The sequence below is a fragment of the Desulfatiferula olefinivorans genome, assembly GCF_054657895.1.
The window spans coordinates 26548-45261 of record NZ_BAAHXV010000025.1; the positions used below are offsets into that span (position 1 = coordinate 26548).

An 18714-nucleotide genomic window follows, 5' to 3' on the forward strand; every position below is an offset into this window, starting at 1 on the left:
TTGGGGCGGCATGGGAGATGATGCCGTCAGGGGTCCTTGCCGGTCACCAGCTCATGGGTCAGGACAAAGGGAAGCCGGAAGGTCTGGACAAAGGTATCGACCAGGGCCGACGAAAGACCGGTCACGGACTTGGGCAGAATCCTGAGCCGGGGGTCATCCAGATGGCCTTCAACCTTGAGGGGTACGGAGAGAAGGCTCCGGTTCTTCCCGCCGAGAATCCGTCCCGCCACCGGAATCCGGTCGATGACCCCATCCACCGTTTTGAAGGGAGAGGCCAGAACCGTAAGGTCAAGCGATCGGGTTTCCAGATCGATGTACCCGTGGGCGTAAAAATTGATCCCGGCCCCGACCACCATGGCCCGGGCGATGTGGATATTGTTGCCGGTGACGGTTCCGCTGATGTCGATGGTATCGTAGCGGTAGCCGGCGGTGCTCAAATGCTCGACGGGATTCCGGGAAAACAGCTCGGTCAGGTCGAGCAGAGCGAGGATCCGGGACAGGATGCGGGCTTTGTCGATGACCCCGTCTGACGCCCGGAGCATGAAACGCCCCCCGCCGATCATGTCGGGGGTGCCGGACATATCGGCATCCAGGACCATCCGGCCGGTGATCCGGGTGTCGTCTTCCCCGAGGCAGGCCATCAGCCGCTCAAGGGAAAGGGGGGCTTGCCGGTCCGTCCCGGCATGGAGGTCCATGGAAAAGGCCGGCAGAAACACGTCCCCTCGGACCGACACACCGCAGACCTCTCCGTCCTCGACCGTCATCCGTGCGCCCCGGTCCGGAAGAAAGGCGAGGGTACCCGACCCTCCGGATACGGTCAACGTCTGGGGCCGACCCGGCCGGGTCCATGTCAGGTCGCCGAGCCGCCAGTCCGCCGCCGTTCCCGTCCCCCGGATCAGACCTTGGGTCAGCGTAAGGCCCCGGCCGCCGGGCAGGGGGAGATTCATGTCTTCCAGGACGGCCTGGCCCAGGACCGTGATGGGCATGCCCCCGTCCCTGGGCCAGGTCAGCCGGAGCTCTGCGTCAACGATTCCCTGAACGTGCCGGCCCTTTTCCAGGACAAACCCCAGGGTTTCTCCCCGCACCTGACCTCGAACGTCCAGGGACACGACAGACGCCTCCGCCTCACCGCCCCGGGGAATCTCGCCCCGGATCTCGACCCTGCGGGAATCATGCGCCATCGCAAGCCGTCGGATCACGATGGACCGGGGACCCACAGCCACATCACCGTTGGTTACAATCGGCCTGCCCTGATCGTCCGCGTGCCGGATTGTTCCCGAAACGGCCCAGACCCCGTCCTCCAGCGTGACCACCAGGGGATCCAGATCACAGGGAAGACGGGGTGCAAGGATGTCCGGAAGACCTCCGGGAGTCCTCAGCCGTGTCGCGAATGAAGGCGTCAGAGCTCCCCGGACCGTCACCGTTCCTTCCGGGCGGGACGCTAACGGGTCGGTCACCCGGCCGGACAGGGTCAGGGTCTGATCGGCGACCGTGACCGTCATCAGGCTTGTCTCAAGCGACGTGTTCGAAAACTCAAGGCCCGGACTGCTGATTCGAACCGGATCGGCAAATCCCGGAAGGGTTGCCGAAACTCCCCCGGATGCCACCGTTCCCCGATACGTCAGGGTGTTGGTTTGTTTGATGAAACCCTGTAATTGGAAGTTTTCAAGATCCACCCGGCCATCCATGCCGGTCAGGCGGGGTGAGAGGAACCGGGCCGTTGCCGGTATCCGGATCAGATGATCATAAAGGGCGCCGGTATCGATGCGGGCGCTTAAGGTCTCGACGGCAATCGTCGGATCGGCGCCGAACCGGAACCGTCCAGAGCTCCTTCTCACTGCGGTTTTTCCAAAAAATCCGGCCAGACGGTCCCAGCGAACCTCTCCGGAATCGATGACAAGGACGCCGCCTCCGATGGTAAATCGCTCGGACAACTGCCGGTCAAACCAATCGGCCCGGATGCCGGACATCCGGATCACGGGCCGCAGATGCCCCAGACGATCGCCCAGCGAAAGATGAATCAGGGCTCTGCCCGCGAGCCCGTCGAACCGGTCCGGATCATCACGAACGGCGGGCCTGTCCATAACCCGGTCAAGCATGTCGGGCAAAGCCGACAGATCGGCATCGATCGTCACCTCGGAGGAAAAACGGGGGGCCTCGCCGTCGGCCAGCTCCAGGTCAAAGGCCCCGCCCCTTGCGACGGAAGCGCCCAGGCGGCCTTCGATGGCACGGCCCATAAGCCGGGCCTTCTCCACGGCAAGCGTTCCCGACACCCCGTCTGCGGTCAACGTCGTCTCCGGAATGCGCACTCTCGCCCCGGTCACCGTTGCGGCCATCGTCATTTGGGCCGGATCACGCCATTGGGCGTCTGTTCCCCTGAACCGGAACTGCCCTTCAGCTATACGGCCTTCGGGTATTATGTCTTTCACACGGCGAAACACGGGATGATCCATGCGAAGGGTTTCCTCGAGCATGGCCCAGAACGGTTCGAGGTTCAACCGGTGAACCCCGGTGTCCAGAGCCCACACCCTGACACCGTCCGGCAGGTCCCTGAGACTCAGGTCAAGGGTCATCGTATCCGCAACGGATGAACGACAGCGTCCTTCGACACGGATCTCGTTTTTCGAGAGACGGGCGGCCAGCCGCAGGTTTGATGCCGACCAGCGCGCATCGTTCGCCCCGATACTCCGTCCCGCGGCATCGTGCAGGACCATGATCCGCCCCTCCTCAACGGTCACATCGAGGTCCAATCCCTCAGGCGGAGAAGACGAATCGGTCTTCATGTGCATCAGGGCGTCCGGCGAGACGATCTCACAGACCGGACGAATCAGCCGGAGACCGCCCGGAACCATACGTCCCCGGAGCAGTGCCCACAGGTCCGGGGATATCCGTATTGCCGGCACGGAAAGCACGAAAGCCTGATGATCGATGCGCACATCGGCCAACACGGCATGGGGCTGCGGCAGCCAGTTGACGGACAGTCGGGCGATACGGACGTCGCCCCCGGTCTCCCGGGACAGCCGATCCTCAAGGAACCTGCGGGCCCCCGACCACTCAACCCAGACCGGCAGCCCCGCCGTCAAAAGGGCCGCCAGCGCCATCAGGCCGAACATCGTGCGTTTGATTCTCATGGGTCACTCCCGTCCAAATCGAAATCAAAAAAAGCCCGGCCGGATAAACGTCTTATCGGTGGTATCGACCGACCCGGTTATGTTATAGTAGCCCCTGTGATCGACATCAACCCCTGATCAAGCGAAGAGAGATGAGCGATGCAGACCATGACGCCCCAACAGATCACCGTATTGTTTCTTGCCCTGGCCATCCTGCTCGGCGTGGCCCGGACCCTGGGTGAAATCGCCCGGCGCTTCCACCAGCCCGCCATTCTGGGCGAACTGCTGGCCGGTGTTCTTTTAGGGCCCACGATTCTGGGCCGGATCGCCCCGAACGCCATGGCCTATCTTTTTCCCGCTGCGGGGCCCAACGCCATTGCCCTTGACGCCGTCACCACCCTTTCCATCGCCCTGTTTCTTCTGGTGGCCGGCATCGAGGTGGATCTGTCGACCATCTGGCGCCAGGGTACCCTGGGCATCCGCATCGGCATCGGCAGCATCGTCCTTCCCTTTTTCTTCGGGTTCACCACCGCCTGGTTTTTCCCCGAAATCATGGGCGGCAGCACGGGTCCGGCCCGCCTGGTCTTCGCGCTCTTCTTCGCGACGGCCCTGTCGATTTCCGCGTTGCCGGTCATCGCCAAAACCCTGATGGACATGGGCCTTTACCGCAGCGACATGGGCATGGTGGTGGTCAGCGCCGCCGTGTTCAACGACCTTTTCGGCTGGATTGTCTTTGCGGTGATTCTGGGGATGATGGACACCGCAGGCGGACATGGTCACCCCATCGGCATGACCATCGCGATGACCCTGGTCTTCGCCGCCGCCATGCTGACGGTGGTCCGCTGGCTGATTCACAAGGTGCTGCCCTACCTCCAGGCCTACACCCAATGGCCCGGCGGCGTCCTCAGCTTTGCCCTGACCCTGTCCATGCTCGGGGCGGCCTTTACCGAATGGATCGGCATCCACGCCATTTTCGGGGCCTTTCTGGTGGGTGTGGCCATCGGCGATTCCTCCCATCTGCGGGAGAGAACGCGGGTGACCATCGACTACTTCATTTCGTTTATCTTCGCCCCGCTGTTCTTTGCAAGCATCGGGCTTAAAATCAATTTCCTGGCCCACTTCGACGTCCTGCTGGTCATCACGGTCCTTTTCATGGCCTTCGCCTGCAAGCTGGCCGGAGGCTATCTGGGAGCCCGGTGGGGCCAAATGACCAACCGGGAAAGCTGGGCCGTGGGCTTCGCCATGAATTCTCAAGGGGCCATGGGCATCATCCTGGGCCTTCTGGCCATGAATGCCGGACTGATCGACAACCGCCTGTTCGTCGCCGTGGTGATCATGGCCATGGTCACATCGATGATCAGCGGGTCGGGCATGCGCATGGTTCTCCGCCCCAAAGCCCAGAGAAAATTGTACCGCACGCTGTCCACCCGGCATTTCATCCGGAATCTTTCCGGCAACACGGCCCTTGGCGCCATCCGTGAACTGGTGACCATGGCGGCCGAAAGCACCGGCCTTGATGCAGAAACCATGGAAAAAGCCGTGCGGGAACGGGAGCAGGCCCTGCCCACCGGGATCGGCAAAGGCGTGGCCCTTCCCCATGCACGAATTAACGGTCTGGACGGGCCCATTGTTGTGGTGGGCATCTCGGATCTCGGGATCGATTTCGACGCCCCGGACGGCCAGCCGGCCAACCTGATCTTTCTTGTCTTGACCCCCGTGGACAACCCCGTGGTGCATCTGGAACTGATCGCGGAAATCGCCCGGCTGGCCAAAGGATCCAATCTGACCGAACAGGTGCTGAAAACGTCGGCCTACACGGATTTTCTAGCTTTGATCAAAAGCCTGTCCATCGAAGCCAAACCGGCCTAATCCAGGGGGGTTCGTGAGAACATCATCCGCCCCGCATGAACACGATGACGGCCGGCGCAGGCCCCGGATGTCGTCACGGGGAGTGGCATCGAAGACGGCCGTCAGGGTTTGTTTCGGCCCGAAAACGCACCGCCCAGGACCGCAAGGGACACCAGAACCAGAACGGCCACGGTGATTTTGGAGGCGCACCCGCCGAAACGGGGGAGAATCATCCGGGGCAGCACCCAGAGGTAGACGGCGGTATGGAGCACGCCGATGGAGCCGACCCGGACCCAGCGGTTCACGGCCGAGCTTCCGTGAGGGAGATGATCAGCCGGGCGTTATCCACGCGGACCGGATACCGGGTCAGCGGTTTGCGGGCCGGCCCCGAAATCACGTCGCCCTGGTAATTGAACACCGACCCCATGACACTGCAACAGCGGACCCGGTCCCTCTCGGCGGTCGGATCGATCCGACGTCCCCCGATGTGGGTGCACCGGTTTTTAAGCGCATAAAAGGTGCCGTCAAGACCGTGGAACAGAAGGATGGGGGCTTCAAGGCCCTTGCCTTCCAGGCGAATGGCGCCGCCGGGCCGAAGGATTTCGCCGGCCCGTTTCATGCCCACCTGAATTTCCCCGCCGGAAAGGGACCAGCAGCCGTCGTCGGCCGGGCCCCTGGTGTCGCAGATGCCAAAAATCTTCTTGAAAAGACTCATGCTCGCTTCTCCTCTGAGGGCGTTAAGATCATTCCATCAGTTTCGTTACCGCCTGCTCCAGACCGTCCAGACTCAACTCGTACATGGGAAAGATGTTCCGGATCGTGTTAATGGTCTGGGTGTAGTGCCAGATATGGGCGGGAACCGGGTTCAACCATACCGAATGTTTGAAGGTTTCCGCAAGGAATTTCAGACGTTCGATGCTGGACTTGCCGCTCCGGTCCTGGACGTAGATGGACCCGTCCCGGGCCATCAGTTCATAGGGCGCCATGCTGGCGTCGCCCACGAAGATCAGTCGTGTTTCCGGGTCGCGCTTGATGAAGCTGTCAATTTTCACCGGCTTGCGATAGCGGGACGGGTCCTCCCAGACCGTGTCGTAGACGGTGTTGTGGAAGAAATAGGTTTTCACGTCCTTGAACTGGGCCCGGGCGTAGTCGAACAGGGTCTGAACCACCGACACGTAAGGATCCATGGACCAGCCGCCGTTGTCGATGGCCAGAATCACCTTGAGCCGGTCCCTCAGGCTGGATTCGAAAACGATCTCGATTTCCCCGGCATTCTTCATGGTCTGGTAGATGCTTTCATCGACGTTGATCGTGTCCTTTGGACCGGCGGGCACCAGATTCCGCAAGCGTTTCAGCGCCTCTCCCACCATGGACTGGGTCAGGGGTCCGTAACCCGAATAGTCCTTGTACCGACGCTCGCCGGCCACCTTGACCGCCGATTTGTTCCGGGATTCGCCGCCCACGCGCATGCCGCCGGGGTGGTACCCGGAATGGCCCACCGGCGACGTGCCGCCGGTACCGATCCACTTGTTGCCGCCGTCATGGCGCTCGGTCTGATCCTGAAGCCGTTTTTTGAAGTATTCCAGCAGCTCTTCGGGACTGTATTTGCTCATTTCCTTGGGGTCAAGGCCCAGCGCGTCGGCCAGCTGTTTGGGGTCCTTCAGCCACTCGTCGAGCAGGGCCTTGGCCACGGCGTCCATTTCAAGGCCTTCCATGGCAGGAAGTTCCACCCCCTTGAAATAATAGGCGAACACCTGATCGTAGACATCGAAATGCCTTTCACTTTTCACCAGGATGGACCGGGCCGCCGTGTAAAAATCGTCGATGGAGTTGACCAGGCCGGTCTTGAGGGCCTTCTGGAGAATCAGAAAGGAGGTGGGACTGACCGGCAGCCCCACCTCTTTGAGCTTGTAGAAAAAATCGATAAACATGGGGAGCCCCCCTCTCTAGAACATCCGTCGCCGGGCCAGCTGCTGCTGGGCCCGTGAGTAATCCGGACTTTTCTTGAACAAGACCCCCAGAAAGGGCACCTCGCCCTTGATCAGCTGCTTGGCGGTAAAATCGGGGTCGGCATCCAGGGCCCGGATCCAGTTGATCAGTTCCCGGGTGGCCGGTTTTTTCTCGATGCCGTCCATCTCCCTCATTTTATAAAACGTGGCGATGGCGTTTTCGGCCAGGTCCGCGGAGAGATCCGGAAAATGCACGGTGATGATCTTGCGCATCATCTTGGGATCCGGAAAGGCGATGTGATGAAAGTTGCACCGGCCGAGGAAGGGGTCGGACAGATCCTTCTTGGCGTTGGAGGTGATCAGGATCACCGGCCGGGTGAGAGCCCGGACCGTCTTGTCGATTTCGATGATATCGAACTGCATCTGATCAAGGACGTCGAGCATGTCGTCCTGAAAATCCGTATCGGCCTTGTCGATTTCATCGATCAGAAGCACGGTGCGCTGCTCGGCCGTGAAGGCCTGGCCGATCTTGCCCATTTTGATGTACTCTTCGATGTTACTCACGTCCCGGGACGAATCCCCGAACCTGCTGTCGTTCAGACGGGTCAAGGTGTCGTACTGGTACAGGGCCTCGACCAGTTTCATGCTGGATTTCACGTTGAGCACGATCAGCGGCATCTTGAGACTTTCGGCGATGGCGTGGGCCAGCATGGTTTTGCCTGTTCCCGGCTCGCCCTTGAGCAAAAGCGGCATTTCAAGGGCCATGGAAATATTGACGATTTTCGCCAGCTCCTCATCCAGCACGTATTTGCGGGCACCGGTGAAGGTGGCCCGTGATTCCTGATCAGACATAACAGACCTCAATGTGGTTGAAAGATTGAAAATTCGGGGGTTCGGCCGCGGCCTCGCCCCAGCGTGTCAGATCCCCCTGATTTTCGCCGACAGATCCCTTGTCATTTCAAGCACCTTCATCGCCATCGGAAGGGATAGTGAACCGGTTCCGCAACTGGGGGTGATCAGGGTCTGGCGGACGATCGTCTCCCGCGACAGTCCCAGATCCATCAGACGGCGAAGCTGGTCTTCCCACATAACCAGCAGTGAATCGGCGGTTTCCCGCTCGATGGCCTCGACGGGCGAGGTGGGCACGATACCCGAGGCCAGAATGCCGCCCCGGTCCATGAACGCCTTGATATGGCTGCCGTAGAGCATGAATTTGTCAAAATAGGAATAGGCGTCGAAACTGATCACGTCCAGATCCGAATCCAAAAGCAGGTCCCATTCCGTGTTGGCGCAGACATGGACCCCCGACAGGCCGCCCTCTCCGTGGACGGCGGCGCTCAGTTCCCCAACGGCTTCCCGGACCGCCTCCTTGGTAATGGTCAGGAAGGCCGAGGACCCGAAGCCGGCCAGGGCCGGTTCATCGAAAAACACGATGACCGGGCGTCCGAATACCCCGAGGGCCCGGGTCTGCCAGGCGGCCTTGAGGGCCAGATGCTTGATCATCACGTCCCGCACCTGATCATCGTAAAACACGGCCCGGCCCTCGCGGTCCGTGACGCCGGTGCCGAAGGTGACGGGCCCGGTGATCTGGCCCTTGACGGCATACGGTTTGTCCGGCAGCGCGGCGACCATGTCGATGAAGGTGCGCACCCCTGAGGCCTCGGCCCCGTCCATGGCGAACCGGGACCCGTTCAGATCGGCGCCACCGTCGGTGATCATCAGGTAGTCTTCGTAAAAGGCCAGGACGTCCTCGTCAAAACCTTCGCGATCTTTGTCGATAAACGTCCGGTCCTTCTCGACGGTCACGCCGGGCAGTCCGGGCATGAACTGGGCGATCATTCCGGCTTCCCGGAACACCGGCAGCTGAACCCAGAGGGGAATCTCCGGGGTATGGTCGAGAACTCGTTGGGTGGCCGCCGCATAATCGTTCATGGGCAGACTACCGATCAGGGCAGGACGTCCGTTTGCGCTGAAACTCTCCATTATCTCTTCATCCTTTGATCTCGCTGACTTATATGATTGACACCATGGGAACCCGGTGCTATGGTTTTCCGTTCGAATCGAACATATTAAACACGATTGGACAAAAAAGCAAATCATTGCTGATTTTTTAACAATTCCCGGAGGGAGGATTCTATGTTCGGCTTAGGGCCCATGGAACTGACAATCATTCTGGTCATTATTCTGATTATCTTCGGTGCGGGACGCCTGCCCGAAATCGGTTCAGGCATCGGCAAAGGCATCAAGAATTTCAAGAAATCCATGAAGGACACCGAAAACGAAAAAATCGAAGACAAAGACAAAAAAGATCCGGACGCTTAACCGCCCGGCCGTTTTTGTTTTCCCCGCCCGTTTTGGACGACTCAACAGATTGATACCATTAACCCAAACCAAATCAAGGAGATAGCATGTCAAACCTGGTTGCGGTCATAGAGACAAAAAAAGGAACCATCCGAATCAAACTGCACGACGACAAAACGCCCTACACCGTGGCGAATTTCGTCAACCTCGCCCGTCGTGAATTTTACAAAGGCCTGAAATTCCACCGCGTGATCGCCGACTTCATGATTCAGGCGGGTTGCCCCTACGGCACGGGCACCGGTGACCCCGGCTACCGGTTCGACGACGAATTCAACAAAGATCTGCGCCACGACCGTGCCGGCATCCTTTCCATGGCCAATGCGGGACCGGGCACCAACGGCAGTCAGTTTTTCATCACCCACGGCCCCACGCCCCACCTGGACGACCGTCATACGGTGTTCGGCGTGGTGGAAAGCGACGAAGATCAAAAGGTGGTCAACAAAATCAGCAAGGGCGATGTGATCATCAACATCACCATCGAAGGCGATACCGCGGATCTGATGGCCCGGACGGCCGACAAGGTCGACCAGTGGAACGCCACCCTGACCAAATACTTCCACAACCTTCTGCCGGCCTGATCGTCCGACGCCGGCGGTTCCGATCGTGCGGCAAGCGTCTTGCCCGTCACTGCCCCGGCTCCGGCCGGGGCTTTTTTTTGATGTACGTTTTCCCCAGCATGTTCACGGCCCCCATGTACCAGGCCACGGCCGCGGCATCCCCCTCGAGCAGAAGCCTCTTTTCAATGACGGCCGTCATCAGGGCCTTGGGTTTTCCCTTGGCGATGTCGGCCATCACCCGGGCGCCGTCATCGGTCGTCGCCCAGGTGAGTCGGCACTGGGGCGACGGATGATTTCCCCGCCGTGACCTTACCCGCCCCGCTTCAAACCGGAATGTCCTGGCCACCGCCCCGTCCTTGGCGTCCATGACCAGCACCAGATCCTTTTCCGCCAGCCTGGTTCTAAACGCCGCCTGCTTCCAGGCCGTATAGCGGAACAGCAGATAAAATCCGTACATCCACATCGTCAGTTTCATGCTCACCCTCTTTCTTTCGATCATCCATATTTTTTACGATAGTTCAAACGTCACCCTCATACCATGGCCGTCCCGGAAAAGTAAAGCCCGCAGGGTCCATCGACAAAATTCTTGAAGCAGAATTGGTTCTCGGCTATAAATTGGTCATTGATGTTGACACACAAACCTTCAAACCATGTTTGGAATCAATCCATGCGATCACTGCTTCCAGCCCTTTCAATCCTCCTTCTTTTTCTTTGCTGCCCGTCCTTTGCCGCCGCTCAGTGCATTCAGGGGGACTGCCGTTCCGGCAAGGGCATTTACAAAGGTAAAAATTACATTTACCGCGGCGAATTCGACCAGGCCCGATTCAACGGCACCGGCACGAAAACCTACGACGACGGGAAAAAATACAGCGGTCAATTCAAAGACGGTTACTTTCACGGCCAGGGGATCTTCACCTTTCCCAACGGTGAGCGATATGAAGGCGAGTTGAAAAACGGGATGTTCGAGGGAACGGGCGTGTATGTCTACCCCAACGGCGAGCAGTACACCGGCGAATTTTCCGGCGACCGGTTCAACGGCCAGGGGATTTACGCCTTTCCCAACGGTGAGGTGTACGAGGGTCGGTTCAAGGACGGAAAAATGCACGGCCGGGGCATCTACACCTATCCGGACGGCAAGAAATACGAAGGCGACTTTGAAAACGGCCGCCCCAACGGCCAGGGCACCCTGACCGGCGATCTGGGAAACACCTATGTCGGTGAGTTCAAAAACGCCTTACGGCACGGAACCGGAACCCTCACCTATGCCAACGGCCGGGTGTATTCCGGTGAATTCAAGGACAACGAACCCAGCGGCGAGGGGACCTTGACCGACACGGACGGCAGTGTGCTCAAGGGCCGGTTCGAAAAGGGACGGCTGAACGGGTTCGGGGTCAAGATCATTTCGGAAAAAGAGCGTTATACCGGTGAATTCAAAGATAATTTATTCGACGGAACAGGAACCTACGCCTATCCGGACGGGCGGGTCTACACCGGAGAATGGAAAAACAACCTGCCCAACGGAAGGGGCAAGGTCGTCTACCCCGGCGGACAGGCCGCCGAGGGTGTGTTTGTCGACGGAATTCTGAAAAAAGACTGAGCGGCCTGCCGTTCAACCCGGCCCGTGGTCTTCCATGAGGCGTTCATAGATCCCGGCCTCCTGATCCTTTCCCCGCTTGCGGCACCCCTGGGCATAGATCCGGCATTTTTCCCTCAGCACCTCCCGGGTCTTCCGGGCCTGAGCGTCCGTCAGAAGGCCTGAGGCCAAAAGGCGGGAGAGCGACCGGATTCTGAACCGGTCCAGTCCCGGCGCCCGGGAAAGCTGGTCCTCGTGCCCGCCCCGTTTGATCACATGGCGCTCTGTCGTCGTATAGATGGGCCTACGGCAGCCGATCCTCAGCCACAGATCGTAATCCTCACAGGCCGGCAGGCTTTCATCGAACAGCCCCACCTCATCGAAGAGCGACCGCTTGATCATCACCGCCGAGGGACTGACCAGGCAGAGGTGAAGCGACGGCTCGAACATCATGCCCGAGGGTTTTTTGTGCTTGTTCATCGGGTTGACCCGTTTGCCGTTCCTGATCCAGATTTCCTCGCACTGACAGATCAGGGCCTCCGGGTGTTCCCTGAAAAACGCCATCTGGGCCGAAAGCTTTTCCTTTTCCCAGAGATCATCGGAATCAAGAAAGGCAAGGTATTCGCCCCGGGCCCGGGTTATCCCGGCATTTCTCGCCGCGCTGACCCCCCGGTTCGGCTGAACGATCCGCTGTATCCGATCGCCGTAGGCGGCCAGACGGTCTCCGGTATCGTCGGTGGAACCGTCATCGACAACCAAAACCTCAACGGGCTCATAGGTCTGCGCCAGAACCGAGTCCACGGCCTCGCACACCGTAACGCTTCGGTTGTAGGTGGGAATGATCACCGAGACCTGTGGGCAGGAGTGGTTCGATCGGCCGCAGGGTGTCATTGCATTTCCTTTTGGCCTTGTTTATAATACGAATCCATCGTCAATGAATACCTCCATGGGAGACCCTAAATGGCACACATCACCATACCCGGTTTAACAACCCTGTCGATCGATCACCTGGTTCTGGACTACAACGGCACCCTGGCCGTGGACGGCCAATTGCGTGACGGCGTCGCCGAACGGTTGACGGCCCTGTCCCGCGACATGGCTGTTCACATTTTAACCGCCGACACCTTCGGAACCGTCACGGACACCTTCCGGGACCTGCCCTGCACCGTGTCCATTCTGGAGCCCGGCTGCCAGGATCAGGCCAAGCTCAATTACGTGAAAATTCTCGGGGCCGGTCACACGGCCTGCATCGGCAACGGGCGCAACGACCACCTGATGCTCAAGGAGGCGGCCCTGGGCATTGCCGTGATCCTGGATGAAGGGGCGGCTGCCGTGACGCTTCTCGCCGCGGACATGGTGACCACACGGATCACCGACGCCCTGGATCTTTTGCTCAAACCCAAACGCCTGGTCGCCGGCCTCCGCTGCTGAGGACCTCAAGAAAAACGGGGCGCCCATGGGGCCGCCCCGTTTTGATTATCTTTTCCGTCTACCCCGGCGGGCGGTCACGCCTTGTTCAGCCGGACCCGGACGGCATTGGCATGGCCGTCGAGGCCCTCGATTTTTGCCAGCGTCATGATGTCGTCAGCCTCATCCTCGAAGGCCTGCCGGGTATAATAGATCAGGCTGGTCTTCTTGGTGAAATGCTCGACGGACAGGGCCGAGGAGAACCGGGCCGTCCCGGCGGTGGGCAGCACGTGGTTCGGTCCTGCGATGTAATCCCCGATGGGTTCCGGCGTATGGGCCCCCAGAAACACCGCTCCGGCGTTTTTCACCTTGCCCACATGGTCAAAGGGGTTTTCGACCAGAAGCTCCAGATGTTCGGTGGCAATACCGTTGGCCAGTTCGATGGCCGTATCGATATCCGGAACCACCATGATGGCGCCGAAATGGTTCAGGGACTCCTCGGCGATCTCGCGGCGGGGCAGGGTTTCAAGCTGTTTTTCAAGGGCGGCCGCCGTCTTTTCGGCCACGTCCCGTGAGGTAGTCAGCAGTACGGCCGAGGCCACCCTGTCATGTTCGGCCTGGGAAATCATATCGGCCGCCGCGTGCTCGGGGTTGGCCGATGCGTCTGCGATGACGAGAATCTCGCTGGGCCCGGCGATCATGTCGATGCCCACGGTCCCTGCGACGATTTTTTTGGCCAGGGTCACGTACATGTTGCCCGGGCCGACGATGACATCGACCTTCTTAACACGCTCGGTGCCGAAGGCCAGGGCGGCGATGGCCCAGGCGCTTCCCGCCTTGTACACCGTGTCGATGCCCGCTTTCCGGGCGGCGACCAGCAGATGGGGATTGATCGTCCCGTCTTCCGTGGGCGGTGTCATCATCGACACATGCCGCACGCCGGCGATCTTGGCGGGAATCCCGCCCATCAGCACCGAGGACACCAGCGGCGTTTTCCCGCCCTTGGCGCCGGGGGCATAGACCCCGGCCGCATCCACCGGATTGACCATCTGGCCAAGCATCACCCCGCTGCGATCCGTGTCGATCCAGGATTTCTGAACCTGTTTTTTGTGAAAGGAGGAGATCTGAAGCGCGGCCCGGTCCACGGCCCTTAAAAATTCAGGGCTCACCTGTGATTCCGCCGCCTCGAACTCGGCCTCGGACACCACCAGCTGATCGAGGGTCAAAGACGGGGCGTCAAACCGTTTGGTGTAGTCGAGCAGGGCCGCATCCCCCCGTTTTTTGACGTCCTCCAAAATGGCGTTCACATTGGCCAGTTCCTCATCGGAAAAGCCAAGACCCCGATTGACGATGGTTTTGAATTTTTCTTCCGCCTCCGGCGAGGGGTAGGTGTAAATATTCATAGGATTCCTGTTTTTTAAAAATCGGTCCATGGCAAGCGTGACCTGACCACGTCCCTCGAGCGCAAGGCCATCGGCCGGGCGATCACCGTATCATTTTTTAATATAAGGGGCCAATCCTTCCTGGGCAAGATGCCCGATGAAAATAAAAAGGGCTGCCCCGAAAGGCAGCCCTTGGATTCACACTATATCAGGATGGAATCAGACCATCTCGAAAATAGCTGCTGCACCCATACCGCCGCCGATACACATGGAGACGATACCGTATTTGCCGCCGGTTCTCTGGAGAACACCCAAAAGGGTCGCGGTCAGTTTGGCACCGGTGCATCCCAGGGGGTGACCCAGAGCGATGGCGCCGCCGTTCAGGTTAACCTTGGACTGGTCGAGGCCGAGTTCCTTGATGCAGTGCAGAGACTGAGTGGCGAAGGCTTCGTTCAGCTCGAAAGCGTCGATCTGATCGAGGGTCATGCCGGCCAATTTCAAGGCCTTAGGAATCGCGTATTTCGGACCCACACCCATTTCGTCGGAAGCACAACCGGCTACGGCATAGGCCACGATTTTTGCGATGGGTTTGAGGCCCAGACGTTCACAGGCTTCTTTGCTGGCGAGCAGAGTCGCTGCGGCACCGTCGGTGGTCTGTGAGCTGTTGGCCGCCGTGGCAACACCGCCGAACTTGAACGGAGAGCTGAGGCGTGAAATGCCTTCAGGGGTGGTACCCGGACGAACACCGTCATCTTCGGTAACCATGACGGTTTCTTTTTTAAACGTTCCGTCGGCCTGTTTCACGAATGTGGTCGCAGGGGTAGGAACGATTTCGGTAAACCAGCCGTTTTTCTGGGCATTAGCGGCCTTTTCGTTGGATTTGGCAGCGAAAATATCACATTCTTCACGGGTAATGTTGTAGCGGGAAGCTACGTTTTCAGCCGTGATACCCATGGAGATGTAAGCCGTCGGATCCAGTTTGGAGAATTCGGCATGGGGGCGGGGTTTGTTGCCGCCCATGGGAACGAAGGTCATGGATTCGAGACCGCAACCCATGGCTACTTCTGACCAGCCGGCCTGGATACGAAGGGATGCAAGGGCAATCGCTTCGAGGCCGGAAGAGCAGAAACGGTTAACGGTAGCACCGGAAACTGAATCCGGGAAACCGGCTTTTTTCAGACAAACACGGCTTACGTTCAGGCCCTGTTCCGCTTCGGGAAAAGCGCAGCCTGTCATAACGTCGTCGATTTCTACCGGATCAATACCCGCTTTTTCCACACAGGCTTTCATGATGTGTGAAAGAAGGTCTTCAGGACGGGTGTCCTTGAACTTTCCTCTTTTATTTTTGCAGCCCGGTGTTCTCACTGACTGAACAATATATGCTTCTCTCATAATAATTCCTCCTTAAAAATCTATGTTCATGACCCGGTATTAGTTACGGAGCGGTTTACCCGTGGTCAACATGGCTTCGATACGTGCAATGGTCTTTTCTTCCTTGGCGAAATCGATGAAGGCTTCGCGTTCAAGAGCGAGGATAGCTTCTTCTTCCACTTCGGCGCCTTCTTTCACCTGACCGCCGCTGATGACGTAAGCGATACGTTTTGCAAGGAAAGCGTCGTATTCGCTGACGAAACCGCCGCACTGCATGTTGTAGATCTCGGCGTTGATCATGCCCTGTCCGCCTTCACCCATCACGGTCAGAGGCCGTTTCATGGGAGGAGCATAGCCCTTGTCGATCATGGCGAGAACTTCTTTCTTGGCTTCGCCGATCTGCAGGTCGCGGTTGAGGATGATACGGTCGGTCAGAGCGGAAAGGTGACCGTTTTCGATGGCGCCGGCACCGGACATGGAGTACTTGGCCATGGCGATGTTCAGGAACACGGGTACGAACAGTTTGGCCAGGTCGGTGTCTTTTTCAACGCCTGCGGGCAGGGACCGGAGGAATTTCTTCCACAGGTTCAAACAACCGCCGCCGGCGGGAAGGAGACCCACGCCGATTTCAACGAGACCCATCATGGTGTCGCCGGTGGCAACGATCTTGTCGGCAGCGCCAAGGCAGACTTCGCAACCGCCGCCCAGGGTCATTCCGTAAGGAGCGGCCACAACAGGCAGGGCGGAGTAACGGAGATCCTGGAGGCCAAACTGAGCCAGTTTCAGGAAGTCGTCCATTTCAGCGTAGTTTTTGTCTTTGCACAGCTTGAGAACGTAGGACAGGTCGGCACCGGCAGAGAATGCACCGGGCATGCCGCCGGCCTGGTTACCAATCACGAGACCGGCACCGTTTTCCATGACGAAATCTTTGACGCTTCCCATGAACTCGATGATTTCACGGTTGAGGGCGTTCATCTTGGTGGTGAATTCCACACAGAATACGCCGTCGCCGATGTCGATCAGGGAAACGGACGGGCAGGTCTTGACAACCTTGTTGTCGGCGCGGCAGGCGACCAGAGACAGGGCGCTTTCGTTGAGTTTCACTTTCTGGTAGGACTTGGAAGTGAAATCATAGTAGTACTGAACGCCTTTTTCGATCTTGTAGAAGGTCTCGTTGCCGGCGGCCAGCATGTCTTTGACGTTGGCGGGTACGGCCAGACCGTCTTTTTCCATTTTTTCAACGGATTTTTTTACACCGATAAAATCCCAGGATTCAAAGGGACCGGATTCCCAGCCGTAACCCCATTTCATGGCGTTGTCGATTTCAACGAGGGTGTCGGCGATTTCAGGAATTCTGTTGGCGCAGTAGATCAGGGCGTTGGCGGTGCATTCCCAGGCAAATTTTGCGCCGGCATCGTCACCGTATACAACGGCCTGCATTTTTTCAGCCGGGGTAGCGGCTTTTTTAGCGGCATCCAGACAGGGGAAAGACGGTTTGTTGGCTTCAACGTAGTTCCCGGTTTTCGGATCGATCATCAGCTTGAGGCGTTTGCCTTCGGCGGTTTTTTCTTTTTTGTAGAAACCGGCCTTGGATTTGTTGCCCAGGTTGCCGTCAGCCACGAGTTTTTTCACGAAGTCGGGCACCACCAGGGTGTCTTTCATTTCGTCGTTCGGGCACAGGTTGTAAGAGTTGTCGGCAACATGAACCATGGTGTCCAGACCAACGAGGTCGGAGGTACCGAAGATTGCCGTTCTCGGGCGACCCATGGCCGGACCGAACAGGGCGTCGACATCGGCGACGGTGATGCTGTCGGAAGCTGCAACAGCCTGCATAACTTTACCGATACCCTGGATACCGATACGGTTACCGATGAAGTTGGGCGTGTCTTTGGCCCATACGATACCTTTACCCAGGTTGACTTCGCCGAAGCGAGCCATGAAATCCAGAACTTCCTGAGAGGTTTCTTTTCCGGGGATGAGCTCGAGCAGGTGCATCCAGCGTACCGGGTTAAAGAAATGGGTGCCCATGAAGTGTTTTTTGAAATCGTCGGACAGGCCTTCGGAAATCTGATACAGCGGAATACCGGAGGTGTTTGAAGAAATGATGGAGCCTTTTTTACGGATGGCGTCAATGCGTTTGAACAGGTCCTGTTTGATTTTCAGGTTTTCAACGACCACTTCGCAGATCCAGTCGCAATCGGCCAGTTTGTCGAAATCGTCATCGAGGTTGCCGGTGGAGACCAGAGCAGCCTGTTTCTTGCTGTAAAACAGGGCTGGCTGAGCCTTCAGGGCTGCCTGCATACCGGCTTCAACGATTCTGTTGCGAGCCGCGGGGTCTTTCTTTTCTTCGTCTGTCAGGTTGAACGGTACGATGTCCAGCAGCAACACCTTGACTCCAGCACCGGCGAGGAGAGCAGCGATACCGCCACCCATGATCCCGGAACCGATAACTGCAGCTTTACTGATCTTTCTACTCATAATTCCCTCCTGTGTATAAAAATTACAATGAACTAACTATGTAAAATGACCGATATGAATGATCGTTCAATCTAAATTAGTGCAATCTGCTAATTAACAAATCTCTCGCCTCTGTGTCAAGCAAAAATCCGGGCCCCATGCCATGACCGGTCAATTCCCCGATTCCATACCGAACGAGTAGGAAAATATTTCCTTTTCTTTAAAAATAAATTCTTTAATTTCAGATGGTTATTTTTTATACCCCCGAACAGCGCACACCCCCTGCCGTCCCCCGGACCGGGCACGGCTCAGCCAACACCCCACAGGGAACTTTGTCGGCGTCATCCCTGCGATAAAAAATCGACGCCCGTCTTCCGCCCGGGAGTCCGCTCAAGCCCCAATGACTGAATGATCATTCACACCCGGACCGGATCATTCGCCGCCCCCCCTGATTCATGCACACCGCCGCCCGACCACTCCGGCCGTTTCGGCAGGGGATGACTTTGTTGGACAAACCATTGAATCATCTTGAAATACATTCGTCTTTCTGGTATATGGCTTGATTCGGCTCTTTTCACCATGGTATGCCGGGGAACACGGTCCGTCTCACTTTCGTATTATATAATAAGGTCACGGACGTCCCCCGCAGCCCGGCTGCGTCAGGCGTCCGTGGCCTGCGGCCCCATGGAATTCAGGGCT

Annotated in this window: 16 protein-coding genes; 5 read left to right on the forward strand and 11 right to left on the reverse strand. The window is 58.3% G+C overall.

Annotated features, from left to right (window positions below; translation table 11 throughout):
• Positions 1-26 precede the first annotated feature (26 nt).
• Positions 27-3131 carry a hypothetical protein gene (locus ACYQ11_RS15875; protein WP_459924789.1) on the reverse strand — a complete coding sequence of 1035 codons (3105 nt, stop codon included), beginning with the start codon at positions 3129-3131 and terminating at the stop codon, positions 27-29.
• A gap of 138 nt (positions 3132-3269) precedes the next feature.
• Between ACYQ11_RS15875 and ACYQ11_RS15880 the strand changes: the two genes are divergently transcribed.
• Entirely contained in the window at positions 3270-4979 is a 1710-nt protein-coding gene (locus ACYQ11_RS15880; RefSeq protein ID WP_459924790.1) for a cation:proton antiporter domain-containing protein, read from the forward strand.
• A 101-nt stretch (positions 4980-5080) separates the two neighbouring features.
• On the opposite strand, the gene ACYQ11_RS15885 is transcribed toward ACYQ11_RS15880, so the two are convergent.
• The 5 genes from ACYQ11_RS15885 to ACYQ11_RS15905 form a co-directional block, all read right to left on the reverse strand.
• Positions 5081-5263 carry a hypothetical protein gene (locus tag ACYQ11_RS15885; protein ID WP_459924791.1) on the reverse strand — a complete coding sequence of 61 codons (183 nt, stop codon included), beginning with the start codon at positions 5261-5263 and terminating at the stop codon, positions 5081-5083.
• A complete protein-coding gene (locus ACYQ11_RS15890; RefSeq protein ID WP_459924792.1) occupies positions 5260-5673 on the reverse strand; it encodes a Rieske (2Fe-2S) protein in 414 nt (137 codons plus the stop codon). Before ACYQ11_RS15890 ends, ACYQ11_RS15885 begins: the two co-directional genes overlap by 4 nt.
• A gap of 28 nt (positions 5674-5701) precedes the next feature.
• Entirely contained in the window at positions 5702-6889 is a 1188-nt protein-coding gene (locus ACYQ11_RS15895; protein WP_459924793.1) for a vWA domain-containing protein, read from the reverse strand.
• A gap of 15 nt (positions 6890-6904) precedes the next feature.
• Positions 6905-7759, reverse strand: a complete 855-nt coding sequence (locus ACYQ11_RS15900) for an AAA family ATPase (RefSeq protein ID WP_459924794.1) — start codon at positions 7757-7759, stop codon at positions 6905-6907.
• A gap of 66 nt (positions 7760-7825) precedes the next feature.
• Complete coding sequence (locus tag ACYQ11_RS15905) at positions 7826-8890, reverse strand: uroporphyrinogen decarboxylase/cobalamine-independent methonine synthase family protein (RefSeq protein WP_459924795.1); 1065 nt, start codon at positions 8888-8890, stop codon at positions 7826-7828.
• A gap of 153 nt (positions 8891-9043) precedes the next feature.
• Between ACYQ11_RS15905 and tatA the strand changes: the two genes are divergently transcribed.
• Both tatA and ACYQ11_RS15915 read left to right on the forward strand, forming a co-directional pair.
• On the forward strand, positions 9044-9229 hold the full coding sequence (gene tatA, locus ACYQ11_RS15910) for a twin-arginine translocase TatA/TatE family subunit (RefSeq protein WP_459924796.1): 186 nt from the start codon (positions 9044-9046) through the stop codon (positions 9227-9229).
• Positions 9230-9315: 86 nt separating this feature from the next.
• Positions 9316-9846: a peptidylprolyl isomerase gene (locus ACYQ11_RS15915; protein WP_459924797.1), complete on the forward strand. Its 531-nt coding sequence runs from the start codon at positions 9316-9318 to the stop codon at positions 9844-9846.
• Between the two features lie 46 nt (positions 9847-9892).
• Here the strand turns inward: ACYQ11_RS15915 and ACYQ11_RS15920 are convergent, their stop codons facing one another.
• Complete coding sequence (locus ACYQ11_RS15920; RefSeq protein WP_459924798.1) at positions 9893-10300, reverse strand: hypothetical protein; 408 nt, start codon at positions 10298-10300, stop codon at positions 9893-9895.
• 192 nt (positions 10301-10492) lie between these two features.
• Here ACYQ11_RS15920 and ACYQ11_RS15925 point away from each other — a divergent pair, with 192 nt between their 5' ends.
• Complete coding sequence (locus ACYQ11_RS15925; RefSeq protein ID WP_459924799.1) at positions 10493-11422, forward strand: MORN repeat-containing protein; 930 nt, start codon at positions 10493-10495, stop codon at positions 11420-11422.
• A 12-nt stretch (positions 11423-11434) separates the two neighbouring features.
• Here the strand turns inward: ACYQ11_RS15925 and ACYQ11_RS15930 are convergent, their stop codons facing one another.
• Positions 11435-12289 (reverse strand): glycosyltransferase, encoded by an 855-nt coding sequence (locus ACYQ11_RS15930; RefSeq protein WP_459924800.1) that lies wholly within the window; start codon positions 12287-12289, stop codon positions 11435-11437.
• 69 nt (positions 12290-12358) lie between these two features.
• Between ACYQ11_RS15930 and ACYQ11_RS15935 the strand changes: the two genes are divergently transcribed.
• The gene (locus ACYQ11_RS15935; protein ID WP_459924801.1) at positions 12359-12829 is read left to right on the forward strand and encodes an HAD family hydrolase; all 471 of its coding nucleotides are present in this window, start codon (positions 12359-12361) and stop codon (positions 12827-12829) included.
• Positions 12830-12903: 74 nt separating this feature from the next.
• Here the strand turns inward: ACYQ11_RS15935 and hisD are convergent, their stop codons facing one another.
• The 3 genes from hisD to ACYQ11_RS15950 all read right to left on the reverse strand — a co-directional run bounded on the left by hisD (position 12904) and on the right by ACYQ11_RS15950 (position 18036).
• Positions 12904-14208, reverse strand: a complete 1305-nt coding sequence (gene hisD / locus ACYQ11_RS15940; protein ID WP_459924802.1) for a histidinol dehydrogenase — start codon at positions 14206-14208, stop codon at positions 12904-12906.
• A gap of 198 nt (positions 14209-14406) precedes the next feature.
• Entirely contained in the window at positions 14407-15579 is a 1173-nt protein-coding gene (locus tag ACYQ11_RS15945) for a thiolase family protein (RefSeq protein ID WP_459924803.1), read from the reverse strand.
• A gap of 39 nt (positions 15580-15618) precedes the next feature.
• Positions 15619-18036 carry a 3-hydroxyacyl-CoA dehydrogenase/enoyl-CoA hydratase family protein gene (locus tag ACYQ11_RS15950; protein ID WP_459924804.1) on the reverse strand — a complete coding sequence of 806 codons (2418 nt, stop codon included), beginning with the start codon at positions 18034-18036 and terminating at the stop codon, positions 15619-15621.
• Positions 18037-18714: the final 678 nt, after the last annotated feature.